The sequence below is a fragment of the Candidatus Planktophila limnetica genome (genome assembly GCF_002288365.1).
Taxonomy (GTDB): Bacteria; Actinomycetota; Actinomycetes; order Nanopelagicales; family Nanopelagicaceae; genus Planktophila; species Planktophila limnetica.
This window is the reverse complement of the sequence record NZ_CP016782.1, coordinates 1,058,518-1,071,695: the sequence shown is the minus strand read 5'-3', so window position 1 is coordinate 1,071,695 and position 13,178 is coordinate 1,058,518. Positions and strand designations below refer to the sequence as shown.

Below are 13,178 nucleotides of genomic sequence, written 5' to 3'. Positions count from 1 at the left end.
AATAGGGCGACTCTTCTTTTTCATCCCAGTAAACTTGCTGGTATGACATTTCCAATTGTTAATGGATTGCGCACTGTTGAATTTGGCAACCCTGGTCAATCCCGTGACAAACTAATTTCACTCATCCTTGATGGAAATAAGCGGGCAACAGCGGGTACTCTCGAATGGGATTACGTCGCAGAGAATGAGCCGATCGAAACCGTTGGAGAAAAATTAGCAGTAATCGATAATTTGAATCAACATATTGCAACGATTCAAGTTACTCGAGTCGAAGTCAAAAAGTTTGCAGAAGTGCCAGATGAATTTGCTCTTGCAGAGGCAGAAGGTGACCTAAACGGTGATGACTTTAGAGAAAGTCACTTTGCGTTTTGGTCGAAGCTCGGATTGCCAATTAAGAATGAAACTGAGATTGTGCTCGTTTACTTTGATCTGATCGAGGATCTCAGGCACACTGTGTAATTGCGGATTACAGAACGATACTTCTTTTCAGCAATTGTTACTGCGAGTAACTTTAGTTTTGTGCCATACTTATCCAACAATAGTTTGGTAGTAATCGGGACTTGGTTAATAGCCAAGTCCCTCTTGCTTTTATGCAGCAGAGTTTGTTTTGTGCAATAATTCCACCACGGTTGTTTGGTAGTAATTAGGACTTGGGTAAAACCAAGTCCTTTTTGCTGCCCACAGAACCACTTCATGCACAGGTTCATCCAATTCAAAATTTCACCACTTCGTAATTGCGTAACTTCGCTCGCGTGATGGGGGCGTGTTGTAATTGGCAGCCTGTTCGTTTACCAAACAATCGGAGCGGGTTCAAACCCCGTCGTCTCCACCACAGTCTTAACTGATTCGACTCGACCTATTGGTAGTGGTCAAAAGAGTTGCACCAGATATGCATGAAGGAGCCCTGAGAAATCAGGGCTCTTTCTATTTTCTTTGCGCTTGATTTCAGGCATTGCTTTTATCTCACTTCTTTCGCAGCGCTGAATCCGATTAAGATTCACGGATGAGCGAGAAGCTAAGCCATATCAATGATGAGGGCAATGCCCACATGGTTGATGTATCAGATCGCGATATTACCCAACGCAGTGCCAGCGCATCTGGAAAAGTTTTGTTAAGTAAATCTGTGTTGTCCTTGATTGCAGAAGGCAAAGCGCCGAAAGGTGATGTTTTGGCCACAGCCCGAATAGCGGGAATTATGGGAGCTAAGAAAACGGCAGAACTTATACCTTTATGTCATCCAATTTCTATTTCGAGTGTGAATGTGGATTTAGAAATTGCCGATGATGGAGTAAAAATCTATTCAACTGTGAAAATATCTGATCGCACTGGCGTGGAGATGGAAGCACTCACTGCAGTCTCAATTGCCGCACTCACAATTATCGATATGACAAAGGCGTTGGACCCAGGGGCCACGATTGAACATATTCAAGTCGATGAAAAAGATGGCGGAAGAAACGGCCACTGGAAGCGCACATGAAACGTGCTGCAGTAATCACGGCGAGTAATCGAGCATTTAATGGCGTGTATGAAGATACTTCAGGTCAGATTCTGCTTCAAGGTTTGAAGGCTCTGGGTTATCAAATCGATGCCGTTGAAGTACTACCAGATGACATCGAAAAAATTGCATCAGCAATTAAGTCCGCAATCAAAGATGGTCTTGATTTAGTTGTTACTACTGGTGGCACTGGGATTTCACCGCTAGATGTGACACCGGAAGCAACTGAGCCGCTGATCGAAAAAAAGATGCCAGGAATTCTGGAAGCACTGCGTGCATATTCGCGGGACAAAGTGCCAACAACAGATTTATCTCGCGGCGCCGCAGGTGTAACAAATAAGACCTTAATTATTAATTTACCTGGATCGCCAGGGGCCGCAAAAGATGGCTTAGTTATTATTGAAAGACTTGCATCTCACATCCACGATCAATTGGCCGGACATGATCACAGCCCTAGTAACTAAAGAGAAAATTTCAGTAGATTCTTTAGCGGAATCTCTCAAAACAAATCAAGCAGGAGCAGTAGCAAGCTTTTCTGGCGATGTGAGAGATAACGATGCTGATAAGAGCGTTAAATCTTTGACTTATGAGGTGCATCCAAGTGCTCAGGGTGTTATCGAAGAGATAACATATCGAATTGCGGCCAAACATGATGTTATAGCGGTAGCCGTTGCACATAGATATGGCGAAATTGCGATGGGCGAGACTGCATTCGCTGTTGTTGTAACTGCAGTACATCGTGGTCCGGCATTTGCAGCGTGTGAAGAGATTGTTTCCACCGTAAAAGAAGAACTTCCAATATGGAAGTATCAAGTTTTCGCTGATGGCACTAACGAATGGGTGAACAGCGCATGACACAGCTGGTTGACACATACGGGCGAGGTCACCGAGACCTACGAGTTTCTTTAACTGATCGATGCAACCTTCGCTGTACATATTGTATGCCACATGATTTTGCTGCTTGGTTGCCATCGGATGAACTTCTAACAACTGATGAGTTGATTTCAATTATCAAAGTTGGCGTTTCACAAGGTATCGATGAAATTCGCCTAACTGGCGGAGAACCACTTTTACGCCCAGATATTGTTGAAATCGTTTCTCGTATTTCAGCCATTGAAAACCCACCAATTTTGTCTATGACAACAAATGGACTTGCCTTGGCAAAGTTAGCCACACCATTATTTGATGCGGGACTTCGTCGCATTAACATCAGCTTGGATACTCTAGATCGCGAAGTATTTAAGAAGATGACTTACCGAGATCGACTAGACGATGTTTTTGCAGGGATACAAGCGGCTAAAGATGCGGGCTTATTGCCGGTAAAAATTAATGCAGTGTTACTTCGCGGCATAAACGATGGAGAAGTCACGAGTTTATTAGATTGGGCGCTGGCCGAAGATTTAAATCTTCGCTTCATCGAACAGATGCCATTAGATGCCGGCGGCATTTGGAATCGCGCCGAACTCATAACAGCCGATGAAATATTTGAACAACTCAGCAGCAAGTACAAACTTTCACCAGTTGATTACCGTGGTTCATCGCCTGCAGAGGAGTTCTTAATCGATGGCGGTCCAGCAACTGTTGGCATTATCGGAAGCGTTAGTCGCCCATTTTGTGGAGCATGCGATCGCATTCGCCTGACATCTGATGGTCAACTGCGTTCATGTTTATTCTCAATGAAAGAGACAGACTTGCGTGGCATTCTTCGCTCTGACTTAAGTGAGGAAGAAAAGATTGAAGCACTGATTTCTAAATTCCATGTAACAGTGAAAGATAAATTACCTGGCCACGGAATTAACGATCCAAGCTTTATTCAGCCATCTCGTCCGATGTCTGCAATCGGCGGTTAAGCCCCACCAGCAAATCTAGGCAAGATGTCTATGACATCGCCTGCGCCAACTTTCAGATCGTTATTTGATTCTGCTGCACCATTTACTAAAAATGAACACCCAGGCAATATCGCAACAAGTTGTGGATGCTGGGCAGATGCGGATGCAATTACTTCTCCGAGTGTGGAACCGTCAATTTGTGACTCTGAAACTCCACTGGCTGCTCGCGCCGCTGCATAAAAGTTAACTATCGCCACGTTCAGAACTTTACATCAGGATTTACTTAACCATTTTGCTTTCTAGCAACCACTTCTTTCGTTCACGCTCAGAAAACTTCTCTATGGAGTAACGCAACATTGTTCGTGGCATCTCGTGTGAATGCGCTGTTAGGAATTTTCGAAGAGCAATCCCATTGAGCTTGCCAGCTTCTCGCAAAGCCCAGCCAACTGCCTTGTGGATCAAATCATGTTTGTCACCGAGTAATTTCTCTGCCATTACAAAGGTTGGTTCGATGTCACCTGAACGAATAAAGGCGAATGTAAAAACCATAGAAACTCTGCGTTGCCAGAGCGATCTGCTTCCAGCTAATTTATAGAGCAAAATGTATGGATCATCTGAATCAATCAGGTACTCACCAATGATGGGTGCAGTCACATCTACAAGATCCCAATTGTTTACATGACCCGCTTGCAACGATTTCATATAGGCATCAAAAATCTTCTTCTTTTCGTTTCGCTCTTTGAGCGTTTTGTACTGAAGAGTCAAAATGATGAGGCCACAAAGTCGTGCTTCGTGGAACTTAGAACTTGTGAGAATTTCAATCTCTTTAAGTGAAAGATCTTTGTATTTTTTGGCAATCATCCGCACTTCTGGAACAACTAAACCAAGAAAAATATCGCCTTCGCCATATTGACCAGGGGCAGTCTGAAAGAAGCGTTGAAGATCAAATGCCCTACCTGTGTTTGCGAGCGATTTAATCTCTTGTAGAACTTGGCTTGCGCTCATACTCAAATCTTACTTTTATAAATGATTAAGGCTAGTATTGAAATATTCCCAGTAGTCCTTGGAGAAGTCACATGAGCAATTACGAAGAAATAGATGAAGAATGGCGCGCTATTGGCTTGGCAGCGCCGGCGCGCAAGGCACTCATTGATGCCAAGCTCTATAAAGTCTCAGACCTTCGCAAGATTTCACTAGAGGACCTTACAAATCTTCACGGTATGGGCAAAAGTGCAATTGCTAGATTAAAAGTTGTGATGCACGGTAAGAAAATCACCTTCAGGAACTAACTCCATCGCTATTATTTAAACCTAAATATTTTTGAGGTGAGGTGGATGCAGTGCTTGAAGCAATAATTCTTGGCATCATCCAAGGCCTCACCGAATTCATTCCTATTTCATCCAGTGCGCACTTGCGCCTTGCGGGCGAAGTTTTTCCAAATGCTATTGATCCTGGTGCAATGTTTACGGCAATTACTCAGATAGGAACAGAGTTAGCTGTGCTTATCTACTTTAGAAAAGATATCGCCCGGATTATTTCTGCGTGGTTTGCAAGTTTGAGCAATAAGAACGCCCGTAATCAAGATTCCAAAATGGGCTGGCTCATAATTGTGGGATCGGTTCCAATTGTCGTTATTGGTTATCTCGCTCAAGATTTGATCACAACTGAATTGCGATCATTATGGATCATTGCAACGATGATGGTTGTTTTCGGCCTAGTACTAGGTGCCGCAGATCGATTTGGTGGGAAAACTAAAGAACTTTCTGAACTCAATGTGAAGCACGGAATTCTTTACGGATTGGCTCAATCGTTAGCTCTTATTCCAGGTGTTTCACGTTCAGGTGCAACCATTGCAATGGGGCGCTATCTTGGATATTCACGTGAAGCCGCACTTCGTTATTCATTCCTTTTGGCACTACCGGCTGTCTTTGGCAGTGGTTTTTACCAACTACAGAGTGCTCTTTCAGAGAACCAAGTTGCTGTTTACTCACTGTCAGAAACATTAGTAGCAACTGTTATTGCATTTGCTGTTGGTTACTTGGTGATTGCATGGTTGCTTAAATTTGTAACAACTAAGAGCTTCGCACCATTTATCATCTATCGAGTGGCCTTTGGCAGTGCAGTTCTGGTCTTATTAGCCACAGGCGTGCTCCAACCATAATCGCCCCAAAATATCGCTAGCCAAGTACTGGAATCTAGATTTACCTGGGTTTAGGCTCTACCCATGTCTTTTACTTCAGCCCTTGCAATTAAGCGCCTTCGAACAATTCTAAAGTTTGGCGCTACAGTTTTTGGGCTTAGTGCATTGTTTTTACTTGTAGATCCTAAAACATTTTTAGAATTACTTAATTTAGAAAGCACTGATTCACTGCAATGGTCAATGCGAATGATCGCAATTACATTGATTGCATTAACCGGAAATATGCTCTCAGTAGCTCGCTTTGGAAGTGAAACAAGTGTTGTTTTTTCTGCTCGCGTAATGGTTATTTCTGCCGCAGCTTTGGGAGCGCTCACACTATTGATTCCTGCTGAATACGGATGGTTCACAATTGCCTATGCTGCCGTCGGTTTCTTGTTTAGTTTGGGGTACCTAACAACATTTTTGAGAAAATAAATGGACAAAAATACACGCTCTGAAATTCTAGAAACTGGCAACGGACAGATTAAATCAGCGAGAATCGTCATTAATGCTCCTGCAGAGAAGATTTTTGCAATCCTCTCAAATCCACAGCGACACAAAGAAATCGATGGATCAAACACTATTCAAGAAAATATCAGCGGTCCACATAAATTAGTCCTTGGATCAAAATTTGGAATGAAAATGCATTTGGGCGTCAATTATCGAATTCTCAACACCGTAACTGAATATCAAGAAAATTCATTAATCGCTTGGCGCCATGTTGGTAGGTGGATTTGGCGTTACGAATTAGTGAACATCGGGCCTCAAAGTACGCAAGTAACAGAATCCTTTGATGCTTCCCGCGCGCCACTTATCGCTAAAGCATGGTTATCTCTTCGCAAGGCTTATCCTTTTACACAGAGAGCAGTTGCCAAAACATTGGTCCAACTCAAGGCCGCTAGCGAAGGATAAATAAATGGTAAAGAAGTTATCTGCTGAGTTTTTAGGTTCACTATTGCTGGCAGCCAGCGTTGTCGGCTCAGGCATTATGGTCACAATTTTGACTCAAGATATTGCCATTCAACTTTTTGTAAACACAATTACGACAGTGTTTATGTTGTTCATAATTATCACTCTTTTTTCACCAATTAGTGGTGCGCATTTCAATCCGCTCGTTACAGCGGCCGAACTCTTTTATAAGCGCATTTCAATAAAAGAAGCTGGTTTCTATGTTCTCGCGCAGGTACTAGGAACAGCCAGTGGAGCAGTGCTCGCAAACCTGATGTTTAACAAGAAGGCTATTGAGCAATCCACATACACTCGAAGTGGAAACTATCTCTTTCTCGCAGAAGTAGTTGCGACAGCCGGGTTACTTATGATTATTCTGCTTCTTCAGCATCAAAAGCGTGGATCAATGGCTGCCGTCGTCGTACCTGCCTGGATAGGTGCTGCTTACATATTTACATCCTCAACATCTTTCGCAAACCCAGCAATCACTCTTGCGCGAACATTAAGTGAGTCTTTTTCTGGGATTTCACTGAAATCTGTGCCGCTGTTCATCTTGGCGCAATGCATCGGTGCTGTACTAGGGGTCTTAATCGCATCTCTATTGACTGCACAAAAGAAGGAAGAAGATGTCTTCGCCTAAACCAACCGTTCTCTTCGTGTGTGTCCACAATGCGGGGCGTTCACAAATGGCAGCCGGTTTTATGAACTCACTTGGCGCAGGCCGGGTAGAAGTTTTATCCGCCGGATCTGCTCCAAAAGATTCAATAAATCCAATCGCTGTACAAGCTATGCAAGAAGTTGGAATTGATATTTCCAATAATGTACCTAAAGTCTTAACACCAGAGGCGGTACAAGAATCTGATGCCGTAATCACTATGGGATGCGGAGATGCGTGCCCCTTCTATCCAGGCAAACGGTATGAAGATTGGGTACTAGATGACCCAGCGGGCCAAGGAATTGAATCTGTGCGCGTTATTCGTGATGACATTAAGAAACGAGTTGAGCAACTCTTATCTGAGCTTCTCTCGTAATAAATTCTGACGCAATAGACTTGCCACATGAAGCGCTTTTTTTCTCGTATCGTCGCGCTCTTTACCAACCGCATAATCTGGGTAAGACAAATTGTTGTTGTTAGCCTTGCAGCAGGTTCGGCATGGTTTGTAGGAGAACTAGCCTTTGATGGCGGTGGATTAGTCGCCGCAATTGTCTGCAGCTTGAGTGTCCGGATTTCTATGTTTAAGTCCATCCGCGAAGGACTGGGACAAATCCTAGGTACTGCCATAGGTGGTGGAATAGCACTGCTTACTGTTTATTACTTTGACTTTGGCTTCATCGCTGTTGCAACAACTGTATTGCTCTGTTCAGTCGTCGCACGTGCATTGCACTTAGGAGAAGTTGCATCAATAAACGTTCCAGTTACAGCACTGATTGTCATTGGCCCGGGAATTAATAGCAGCACAGCAGAAACTCGCTTGTTTTCAACATTTATTGGCGCAGCCGTTGCCATTGTCTTTTCTTATTTTTCTCTTGCAAGCACACCAGCGGGTCGAACTATTGAGCAAATCTCACGACTGGGTAAGAAATCTGCAGAGTTACTCGGTGTGATGGCAGAAGGAGTTGCCAGTGGATATTCACAAGCCGAAGCGGGTAAATGGTTATCACGTGCTCGGGTTTTGATTGAAGATATTCCAAATGTTCGATCGCAATCACTTGAAGCAAAGAAATATGCACGTTGGTCACCCCTTGCCGAAGCAGACCAAGCTGACGCACTTTATCTGCGCGGAGTTGCGATGGAGCACACAGTGGTGCAGGTTCGAACAATTGCTCGCACGCTCTTTGATTCAGCCGTTGCAGGAGGCGTTACACAATTTGCTAACCGTCAAATAGGAAACGCATTATCTGCAACAAGTTATGCCATTACATCAAAGGCTGAATCAATCGAAACACATAGCGCAGGACAGAGAGCACTCAATATTGCCGAAGATTTACGATTGGCGGCAGCGACACTGGCGGAAGAATTAATTGCCGAAACTGATCGAATTGATCAAGAAGAGTTTGTAAGAAATATTTCGCTGGTCTCCAATATTGAGCGCATTGCTGATTCACTTGATGAGAGTTCACCGGCCTTAAGTGATGTGACCACACCTGATGAGCCTGCACAAACAAAAGTTATGCAAGTTTCTCCTGTCACACTTGCAACAAAATGGCCAAAACGGATCTGGTTTGCAATCCGAAAGTTCTTGCAGAGATAGCCATGAGTATTCGAGAAGCACAGCCAGGCGACGTCGCAGATATTTTGCGTCTAATAAAGGATTTAGCACTATATGAAAAAGCACCCGATGAAGTTGTGGCCACAGAATCACAATTAACTACTGCACTCTTTAATCCAAATCCGCATGTATTCGCCCATGTTGTTGAAGTTGATAATCGCATAATTGGAACAGCTTTGTGGTTTTTAAATTATTCAACATGGCAAGGTACTCACGGAATTTACCTCGAAGATCTATACATCGAACCTGAATATCGTGGGCGAGGTTATGGTCTTGCACTCCTAAAGCACTTAGCGAAAATATGTGTTGAGCGTGGATACGGGCGATTCCAATGGTGGGTATTGGATTGGAATACTCCTTCTATTGAGTTTTATAAATCTCAAGGCGCAGTTGCCATGGATGAATGGACAGTTTTTCGCGTCACTGGTGAAGATTTGAATAAACTTGGCTCATGAGTGCGCGCGTCATATCAATAAACATTACTTCCGTCCTTCACCAAGGTGAGTGGACCGGTAGTGAAGGACGCACCGGAATAGATAAACGAAGCGTTAGTGGAGCAATTGAGTTTAAAGATAATGGCGTTGTTGGCGATCGAGTCATTGATACCAATGTGCATGGGGGATACGAGCAAGCCGTATATGCCTATGCACGTGAAGATGCACAGTGGTGGGAAAAAGAGATCAACGAAGAGATTCCTGCAGGTCGATTTGGTGAGAATCTCACAACCGAAGGTATCGATGTGAACGCCGCTCTTATTGGCGAACAGTGGAAAATTGGCTCAGTAATTCTTGAAGTTTCACAACCACGCATTCCATGTCGCGTCTTTGCCGGATTTTGGAAACGTGCAACTCTGATTAAGGATTTCACCCAAGCAGGAAGACCTGGTACTTACCTTCGAATTATTCAAGAAGGAAGCGCACAGGCAGGGGATTTAATTGAAGTCATCTTCAAACCCGATCACACAGTCACTATCAGTGATTTATTTGCGGCAAAAAGTGGCGAACGTTCAAAGATAAATCAGATTAAAGACGTGACTTACTTGTCTACTGAATTTAAAGAGTGGTCACAAAAGATTGCTGCAACGCAGAATTAAGCGATAGCAGCAGCGATTGCTTGTGTGTGTGCAGGCGTTGATCCACAGCATGATCCAACAATATTGACGCCCATCGCCTTCATTTCTGCGGCGTAGATAGCCATTTCATCTGGTGTGCCTTCATACATGAATGTGTCACCAACTAGTTTTGGCAGTCCAGAGTTTGATTGGGTAATGATGAAAATACCTTCTGGGCGTGCATCAACCATCTGTTGTGCAATTTGACGCATTTCATCTGTGCCACGACCGCAGTTTGCACCAATGATGCGCACACCTATGGATGAAAGATGGGTTACTGCCATTGCAGGCTTAACGCCCATCATTGTTCGAAGGTTTGTATCAAATGACATCGTTGCAATAATTGGCAATCCTGGTGCAACTGCTTTTGCTGCTTCAACGGCTGCTTCTACTTCAGCGAGATCACTCATCGTTTCAATCAGAATTGCATCGACGCCGCCTGCAACTAAACCTCTGATTTGTTCTGAGAATAATTCTTTGGCGCTTTCAGGTGTAAGAGTTCCCATGGGATCCATCAGATCACCCGATGGACCAATATCGCCCATGACAAAACAACCAGGATGGCGATCGGCAACTTTGCGCGCAATTGCTGCACCTGCTTGATTCAGTTCTATGACGCGATCTGCAAGACCGTGTAATTCAAGTCGACCATGTGTGGCACCAAAAGTATTTGTGGTTATGAACTTTGCGCCAGCTGCTGCATAGGCTTCAAGCACAGCTTCGATTTCTTCTGGCTTTTCAACATTCCACAATTCTGGGGCGCCGCCATCTGTTAAACCGCGCTCTTGCAACATTGTTCCCATTGCACCATCTGATGCGAGTACAGCGTTGGCAAGTGCGTCATAAATGGCAGACATCTTTACTCCTGTTAGTTTGTTGGGTTCATTGCATCAAGAATTGCTTGTAATTTACTCTCAGGAAACTCTTCTTCAAGGGATGCGGTAATTCGCGCGGCAAGCGCTGCAGGAACTTCATCAGATTGCGTCCAAGGATCTCTGTTCCAACCTGCGGTGTATGCATCTGCATCTATTTCGCCCAAGCGCATCGCAGCCTCATCAATTGCTTCTTGAAAGCGTGCGGGCAACATCACTTTGATTGTGTCCGCACCATCTCGAGCCATCACCATTGAAGGGATTTCTCTCCATCGCATTACTTGATATTCGCTCATGAACGTAAGGCTACCAAGTGATGTTAACTATTTCATCAAGAGATTTACGAGATCTCGGTGCTACCTCACGAGCCTTAATTTCATCAGGTAAGGAATCAGGAGATGTCTTTTTGCCAACAGCTATGCATGCAACTGGTTCAACACCTGCTTCAAGTGAGAATGTCGCCTTTGCTGCCTGACTATCAAAACCACTCATTTGGTGAACATCAAAGCCGCGATGATTTGCCTCAAGGGTTAAAAGTGAAACTGCTAAGCCGGTGTCGTATAACGCAGTCGGATTTTCTTTGCCATCTTCACGAAAAGTAAGTGCGTTTACAAGAATGAGAGCGGATGCTTTAGGTGCCCATTGCTTATTAAAATCTATAAGAAGAGATGAAATTTGGGTAAATTTCTCATCTCCTCGCACACCGTGAATAAACTTCCATGGTTGTGCGTTAAATGCACTTGGTGCCCAGCGTGCAGCTTCAAAGATTGCACGTAGATCATCGGAGGAAATCGTGGCGCTCTCATCAAATGCTCGTGGACTCCATCGCTCTGCGATAAGTGGATGTAACGAAACGGATGTATCGGCTCTCTTATTCATCTGCGAAGTGTATTAGAATTATGTAATGACGTTCATTCGAAAATCTCCCAACGAAAAAGGTTGGTCAGAACTCGAGCAAGTAAGTGAGCAAGCACACGTCGGCGCAGAATTTCCTAAACAATCACAACCATTACTTGTAATGCACCACTTATCTGATCTTCATGTGTGCGATGCACAATCACCGCTGCGCCCAGAGTTTCTAGATCGTTGGGCTGATCCAGATAGCCCAATCCGTGACGTCGTTGGAACAATTGGCTGCTATCGGCCACAAGCAATGCTTTCACCCCATGTCGTCGAATCAATGGTTCAGGCGCTCAATAAAGTCACAACTGGACCACTATCGGGACATCCAATCGATGCTGCGATTATTACTGGCGATACAACCGATAACGCACAACTAAACGAAGTTGATTGGTATATCGCTCTACTAGATGGCGTAGAAATCACGCCAGATTCTGGTGATTCCAACAAGTATGAAGGCGTGATGGATGATGGCGCAGAACACTATGACGTTAAATACTGGCATCCGCACGGTACTCCTGCAGGTATGCAAGATGATGATGCGCGTGCAAAATATGGCTTTCCAGTTGTCCCGGGTTTGCTCGATTCATGTCGCAAACCAATTAAATCCACAGGTTTGAAATTTCCTTGGTATGCAGTTCATGGAAATCATGATGCACTCTTGCAAGGAACTGTTACCCCGGATGAAAATAGCCAAGAGTCAATCATTGGCAATAAAAGATTCATTGGCCTACCGTCATCGCTTACCCTCGAACAAACGCTCGGAGCCTTTGATGAAATTGGCCCAGCATCTCTGCCACGAGCTGAAGATGCACCTTTCATTCTGGTGACACCTGATGTGAAACGTAAGGCAGTTGAACGCGGTGAATATGCTGCGAAGCATTTAAGTTCTCCAGGAGCGCCAAAGGGACATGGATTTACAGAAGAGCATGTGCAGAAAAAGCACATGTATTACTCAACAAATGTAGGAAAAATAAAGTTAATTACGATTGATAGTGTCAACGAATTTGGTGGCTGGCAGGGTTCTCTTGATGTGACTCAATTTGAATGGTTAGAAAATGAAATCAAAATGAGTGATCGCCTCGTTGTATTGGCCTCACACCACCCTTTGAGCAAGATGTTTAACGATTATGCACCCACTGGGCGCAGAGTATGTGTTGATGAAATTACAGAAATGCTTCTTAAGTATCCGCAGGTCATTGCTTGGCTTGCCGGTCACGTTCATCGCCACCATGTTGAGTGGATTGGTCCTGAAATAGAAGAGCGTGGTTTCTGGCAGATAGAAACAGCTTCACACGCAGATTGGCCACAGCAGAGTCGCACGATTGAAATTGTCCAAAGTGATTCTGGTGAAATATTTTTTGCTCTCACTGTTATTGATCACGCAGCCGCTGCAACGTATGGCACAGCCAAAGCCACTCTTGAAATGGCAGCCCTTTCTCGAGTTATCAGTGCAAATGTCTGGCAGAAGCGTGATTCACTCGGTGCCAAAATTCCAGCAGATTGGGCGATGGGTGAGGCGCATGAGAGAAATACGGTTTTGCGCTTAAGCGCACGTATTTAAGCAATATCGC

The 13,178-nt window shown here is 44.3% G+C and carries 20 protein-coding genes; 15 read left to right on the top strand and 5 right to left on the bottom strand.

What is annotated here, in order from left to right; genetic code table 11:
* The first annotated feature begins 42 nt into the window (after positions 1-42).
* The 5 genes from PHILAsVB114_RS05630 to moaA all read left to right on the top strand — a co-directional run bounded on the left by PHILAsVB114_RS05630 (position 43) and on the right by moaA (position 3,345).
* Positions 43-459, top strand: coding sequence for an ASCH domain-containing protein (locus tag PHILAsVB114_RS05630; protein ID WP_095698395.1), 417 nt, complete (start codon positions 43-45; stop codon positions 457-459).
* Between the two features lie 544 nt (positions 460-1,003).
* Positions 1,004-1,477, top strand: coding sequence for a cyclic pyranopterin monophosphate synthase MoaC (gene moaC, locus PHILAsVB114_RS05620; RefSeq protein ID WP_095698394.1), 474 nt, complete (start codon positions 1,004-1,006; stop codon positions 1,475-1,477).
* Positions 1,474-1,959: a MogA/MoaB family molybdenum cofactor biosynthesis protein gene (locus PHILAsVB114_RS05615; RefSeq protein ID WP_095698393.1), complete on the top strand. Its 486-nt coding sequence runs from the start codon at positions 1,474-1,476 to the stop codon at positions 1,957-1,959. Before moaC ends, PHILAsVB114_RS05615 begins: the two co-directional genes overlap by 4 nt.
* Entirely contained in the window at positions 1,937-2,350 is a 414-nt protein-coding gene (locus tag PHILAsVB114_RS05610; protein WP_095698392.1) for a molybdenum cofactor biosynthesis protein MoaE, read from the top strand. Before PHILAsVB114_RS05615 ends, PHILAsVB114_RS05610 begins: the two co-directional genes overlap by 23 nt.
* Positions 2,347-3,345 carry a GTP 3',8-cyclase MoaA gene (moaA, locus tag PHILAsVB114_RS05605; RefSeq protein ID WP_204246776.1) on the top strand — a complete coding sequence of 333 codons (999 nt, stop codon included), beginning with the start codon at positions 2,347-2,349 and terminating at the stop codon, positions 3,343-3,345. The genes PHILAsVB114_RS05610 and moaA overlap by 4 nt, the downstream gene beginning before the upstream one ends.
* Here the strand turns inward: moaA and PHILAsVB114_RS05600 are convergent.
* Together PHILAsVB114_RS05600 and PHILAsVB114_RS05595 are read right to left on the bottom strand one after the other, a co-directional pair.
* Positions 3,342-3,581, bottom strand: coding sequence for a MoaD/ThiS family protein (locus PHILAsVB114_RS05600; protein WP_157906157.1), 240 nt, complete (start codon positions 3,579-3,581; stop codon positions 3,342-3,344). The genes moaA and PHILAsVB114_RS05600 overlap by 4 nt on opposite strands.
* A gap of 22 nt (positions 3,582-3,603) precedes the next feature.
* A complete protein-coding gene (locus PHILAsVB114_RS05595; protein ID WP_095698389.1) occupies positions 3,604-4,329 on the bottom strand; it encodes a DNA alkylation repair protein in 726 nt (241 codons plus the stop codon).
* A gap of 71 nt (positions 4,330-4,400) precedes the next feature.
* On the opposite strand from PHILAsVB114_RS05595, the gene PHILAsVB114_RS05590 reads away from it, so the two are divergent.
* The 9 genes from PHILAsVB114_RS05590 to PHILAsVB114_RS05550 all read left to right on the top strand — a co-directional run bounded on the left by PHILAsVB114_RS05590 (position 4,401) and on the right by PHILAsVB114_RS05550 (position 9,814).
* Positions 4,401-4,613, top strand: coding sequence for a helix-hairpin-helix domain-containing protein (locus tag PHILAsVB114_RS05590; RefSeq protein WP_095698388.1), 213 nt, complete (start codon positions 4,401-4,403; stop codon positions 4,611-4,613).
* A gap of 50 nt (positions 4,614-4,663) precedes the next feature.
* Positions 4,664-5,485, top strand: a complete 822-nt coding sequence (locus PHILAsVB114_RS05585) for an undecaprenyl-diphosphate phosphatase (RefSeq protein ID WP_095698688.1) — start codon at positions 4,664-4,666, stop codon at positions 5,483-5,485.
* A gap of 63 nt (positions 5,486-5,548) precedes the next feature.
* Complete coding sequence (locus PHILAsVB114_RS05580) at positions 5,549-5,938, top strand: hypothetical protein (RefSeq protein ID WP_095698387.1); 390 nt, start codon at positions 5,549-5,551, stop codon at positions 5,936-5,938.
* Complete coding sequence (locus tag PHILAsVB114_RS05575; protein ID WP_095698386.1) at positions 5,939-6,415, top strand: SRPBCC family protein; 477 nt, start codon at positions 5,939-5,941, stop codon at positions 6,413-6,415.
* A 4-nt stretch (positions 6,416-6,419) separates the two neighbouring features.
* Positions 6,420-7,091 (top strand): aquaporin, encoded by a 672-nt coding sequence (locus PHILAsVB114_RS05570; protein WP_095698385.1) that lies wholly within the window; start codon positions 6,420-6,422, stop codon positions 7,089-7,091.
* A 46-nt stretch (positions 7,092-7,137) separates the two neighbouring features.
* Positions 7,138-7,482 carry an arsenate reductase ArsC gene (locus tag PHILAsVB114_RS05565; protein ID WP_236850875.1) on the top strand — a complete coding sequence of 115 codons (345 nt, stop codon included), beginning with the start codon at positions 7,138-7,140 and terminating at the stop codon, positions 7,480-7,482.
* A 27-nt stretch (positions 7,483-7,509) separates the two neighbouring features.
* Positions 7,510-8,703: an FUSC family protein gene (locus PHILAsVB114_RS05560; protein ID WP_095698383.1), complete on the top strand. Its 1,194-nt coding sequence runs from the start codon at positions 7,510-7,512 to the stop codon at positions 8,701-8,703.
* On the top strand, positions 8,655-9,176 hold the full coding sequence (locus PHILAsVB114_RS05555; RefSeq protein ID WP_236850873.1) for a GNAT family N-acetyltransferase: 522 nt from the start codon (positions 8,655-8,657) through the stop codon (positions 9,174-9,176). Before PHILAsVB114_RS05560 ends, PHILAsVB114_RS05555 begins: the two co-directional genes overlap by 49 nt.
* Complete coding sequence (locus PHILAsVB114_RS05550) at positions 9,173-9,814, top strand: MOSC domain-containing protein (RefSeq protein ID WP_095698381.1); 642 nt, start codon at positions 9,173-9,175, stop codon at positions 9,812-9,814. Before PHILAsVB114_RS05555 ends, PHILAsVB114_RS05550 begins: the two co-directional genes overlap by 4 nt.
* Here the strand turns inward: PHILAsVB114_RS05550 and PHILAsVB114_RS05545 are convergent.
* The 3 genes from PHILAsVB114_RS05545 to PHILAsVB114_RS05535 are packed head-to-tail and all read right to left on the bottom strand — an operon-like array spanning position 9,811 to position 11,583.
* The gene (locus PHILAsVB114_RS05545; RefSeq protein WP_095698380.1) at positions 9,811-10,689 is read right to left on the bottom strand and encodes a homocysteine S-methyltransferase family protein; all 879 of its coding nucleotides are present in this window, start codon (positions 10,687-10,689) and stop codon (positions 9,811-9,813) included. The genes PHILAsVB114_RS05550 and PHILAsVB114_RS05545 overlap by 4 nt on opposite strands.
* Before the next feature lie 11 nt (positions 10,690-10,700).
* Positions 10,701-11,000 carry a virulence factor gene (locus tag PHILAsVB114_RS05540; protein ID WP_095698379.1) on the bottom strand — a complete coding sequence of 100 codons (300 nt, stop codon included), beginning with the start codon at positions 10,998-11,000 and terminating at the stop codon, positions 10,701-10,703.
* A 10-nt stretch (positions 11,001-11,010) separates the two neighbouring features.
* The gene (locus PHILAsVB114_RS05535) at positions 11,011-11,583 is read right to left on the bottom strand and encodes a nitroreductase family protein (protein ID WP_095698378.1); all 573 of its coding nucleotides are present in this window, start codon (positions 11,581-11,583) and stop codon (positions 11,011-11,013) included.
* Positions 11,584-11,608: 25 nt separating this feature from the next.
* Here PHILAsVB114_RS05535 and PHILAsVB114_RS05530 point away from each other — a divergent pair, with 25 nt between their 5' ends.
* A complete protein-coding gene (locus PHILAsVB114_RS05530; RefSeq protein ID WP_095698377.1) occupies positions 11,609-13,168 on the top strand; it encodes a TIGR03767 family metallophosphoesterase in 1,560 nt (519 codons plus the stop codon).
* Positions 13,169-13,178 lie beyond the last annotated feature (10 nt).

Bases quoted from the DNA above. Each gene is read 5' to 3' on its own strand.
- moaC (WP_095698394.1), top strand. From the start codon at position 1,004: ATGAGCGAGAAGCTAAGCCATATCAATGATGAGGGCAATGCCCACATG.
- PHILAsVB114_RS05565 (WP_236850875.1), top strand. From the start codon at position 7,138: ATGGCAGCCGGTTTTATGAACTCACTTGGCGCAGGCCGGGTAGAAGTT.
- PHILAsVB114_RS05590 (WP_095698388.1), top strand. From the start codon at position 4,401: ATGAGCAATTACGAAGAAATAGATGAAGAATGGCGCGCTATTGGCTTG.
- PHILAsVB114_RS05580 (WP_095698387.1), top strand. From the start codon at position 5,549: ATGTCTTTTACTTCAGCCCTTGCAATTAAGCGCCTTCGAACAATTCTA.
- PHILAsVB114_RS05570 (WP_095698385.1), top strand. From the start codon at position 6,420: ATGGTAAAGAAGTTATCTGCTGAGTTTTTAGGTTCACTATTGCTGGCA.
- moaA (WP_204246776.1), top strand. From the start codon at position 2,347: ATGACACAGCTGGTTGACACATACGGGCGAGGTCACCGAGACCTACGA.
- PHILAsVB114_RS05550 (WP_095698381.1), top strand. From the start codon at position 9,173: ATGAGTGCGCGCGTCATATCAATAAACATTACTTCCGTCCTTCACCAA.
- PHILAsVB114_RS05595 (WP_095698389.1), bottom strand. From the start codon at position 4,329: ATGAGCGCAAGCCAAGTTCTACAAGAGATTAAATCGCTCGCAAACACA.
- PHILAsVB114_RS05615 (WP_095698393.1), top strand. From the start codon at position 1,474: ATGAAACGTGCTGCAGTAATCACGGCGAGTAATCGAGCATTTAATGGC.
- PHILAsVB114_RS05535 (WP_095698378.1), bottom strand. From the start codon at position 11,583: ATGAATAAGAGAGCCGATACATCCGTTTCGTTACATCCACTTATCGCA.
- PHILAsVB114_RS05560 (WP_095698383.1), top strand. From the start codon at position 7,510: ATGAAGCGCTTTTTTTCTCGTATCGTCGCGCTCTTTACCAACCGCATA.
- PHILAsVB114_RS05630 (WP_095698395.1), top strand. From the start codon at position 43: ATGACATTTCCAATTGTTAATGGATTGCGCACTGTTGAATTTGGCAAC.
- PHILAsVB114_RS05610 (WP_095698392.1), top strand. From the start codon at position 1,937: ATGATCACAGCCCTAGTAACTAAAGAGAAAATTTCAGTAGATTCTTTA.
- PHILAsVB114_RS05530 (WP_095698377.1), top strand. From the start codon at position 11,609: ATGACGTTCATTCGAAAATCTCCCAACGAAAAAGGTTGGTCAGAACTC.
- PHILAsVB114_RS05555 (WP_236850873.1), top strand. From the start codon at position 8,655: ATGGCCAAAACGGATCTGGTTTGCAATCCGAAAGTTCTTGCAGAGATA.
- PHILAsVB114_RS05540 (WP_095698379.1), bottom strand. From the start codon at position 11,000: ATGAGCGAATATCAAGTAATGCGATGGAGAGAAATCCCTTCAATGGTG.
- PHILAsVB114_RS05575 (WP_095698386.1), top strand. From the start codon at position 5,939: ATGGACAAAAATACACGCTCTGAAATTCTAGAAACTGGCAACGGACAG.
- PHILAsVB114_RS05545 (WP_095698380.1), bottom strand. From the start codon at position 10,689: ATGTCTGCCATTTATGACGCACTTGCCAACGCTGTACTCGCATCAGAT.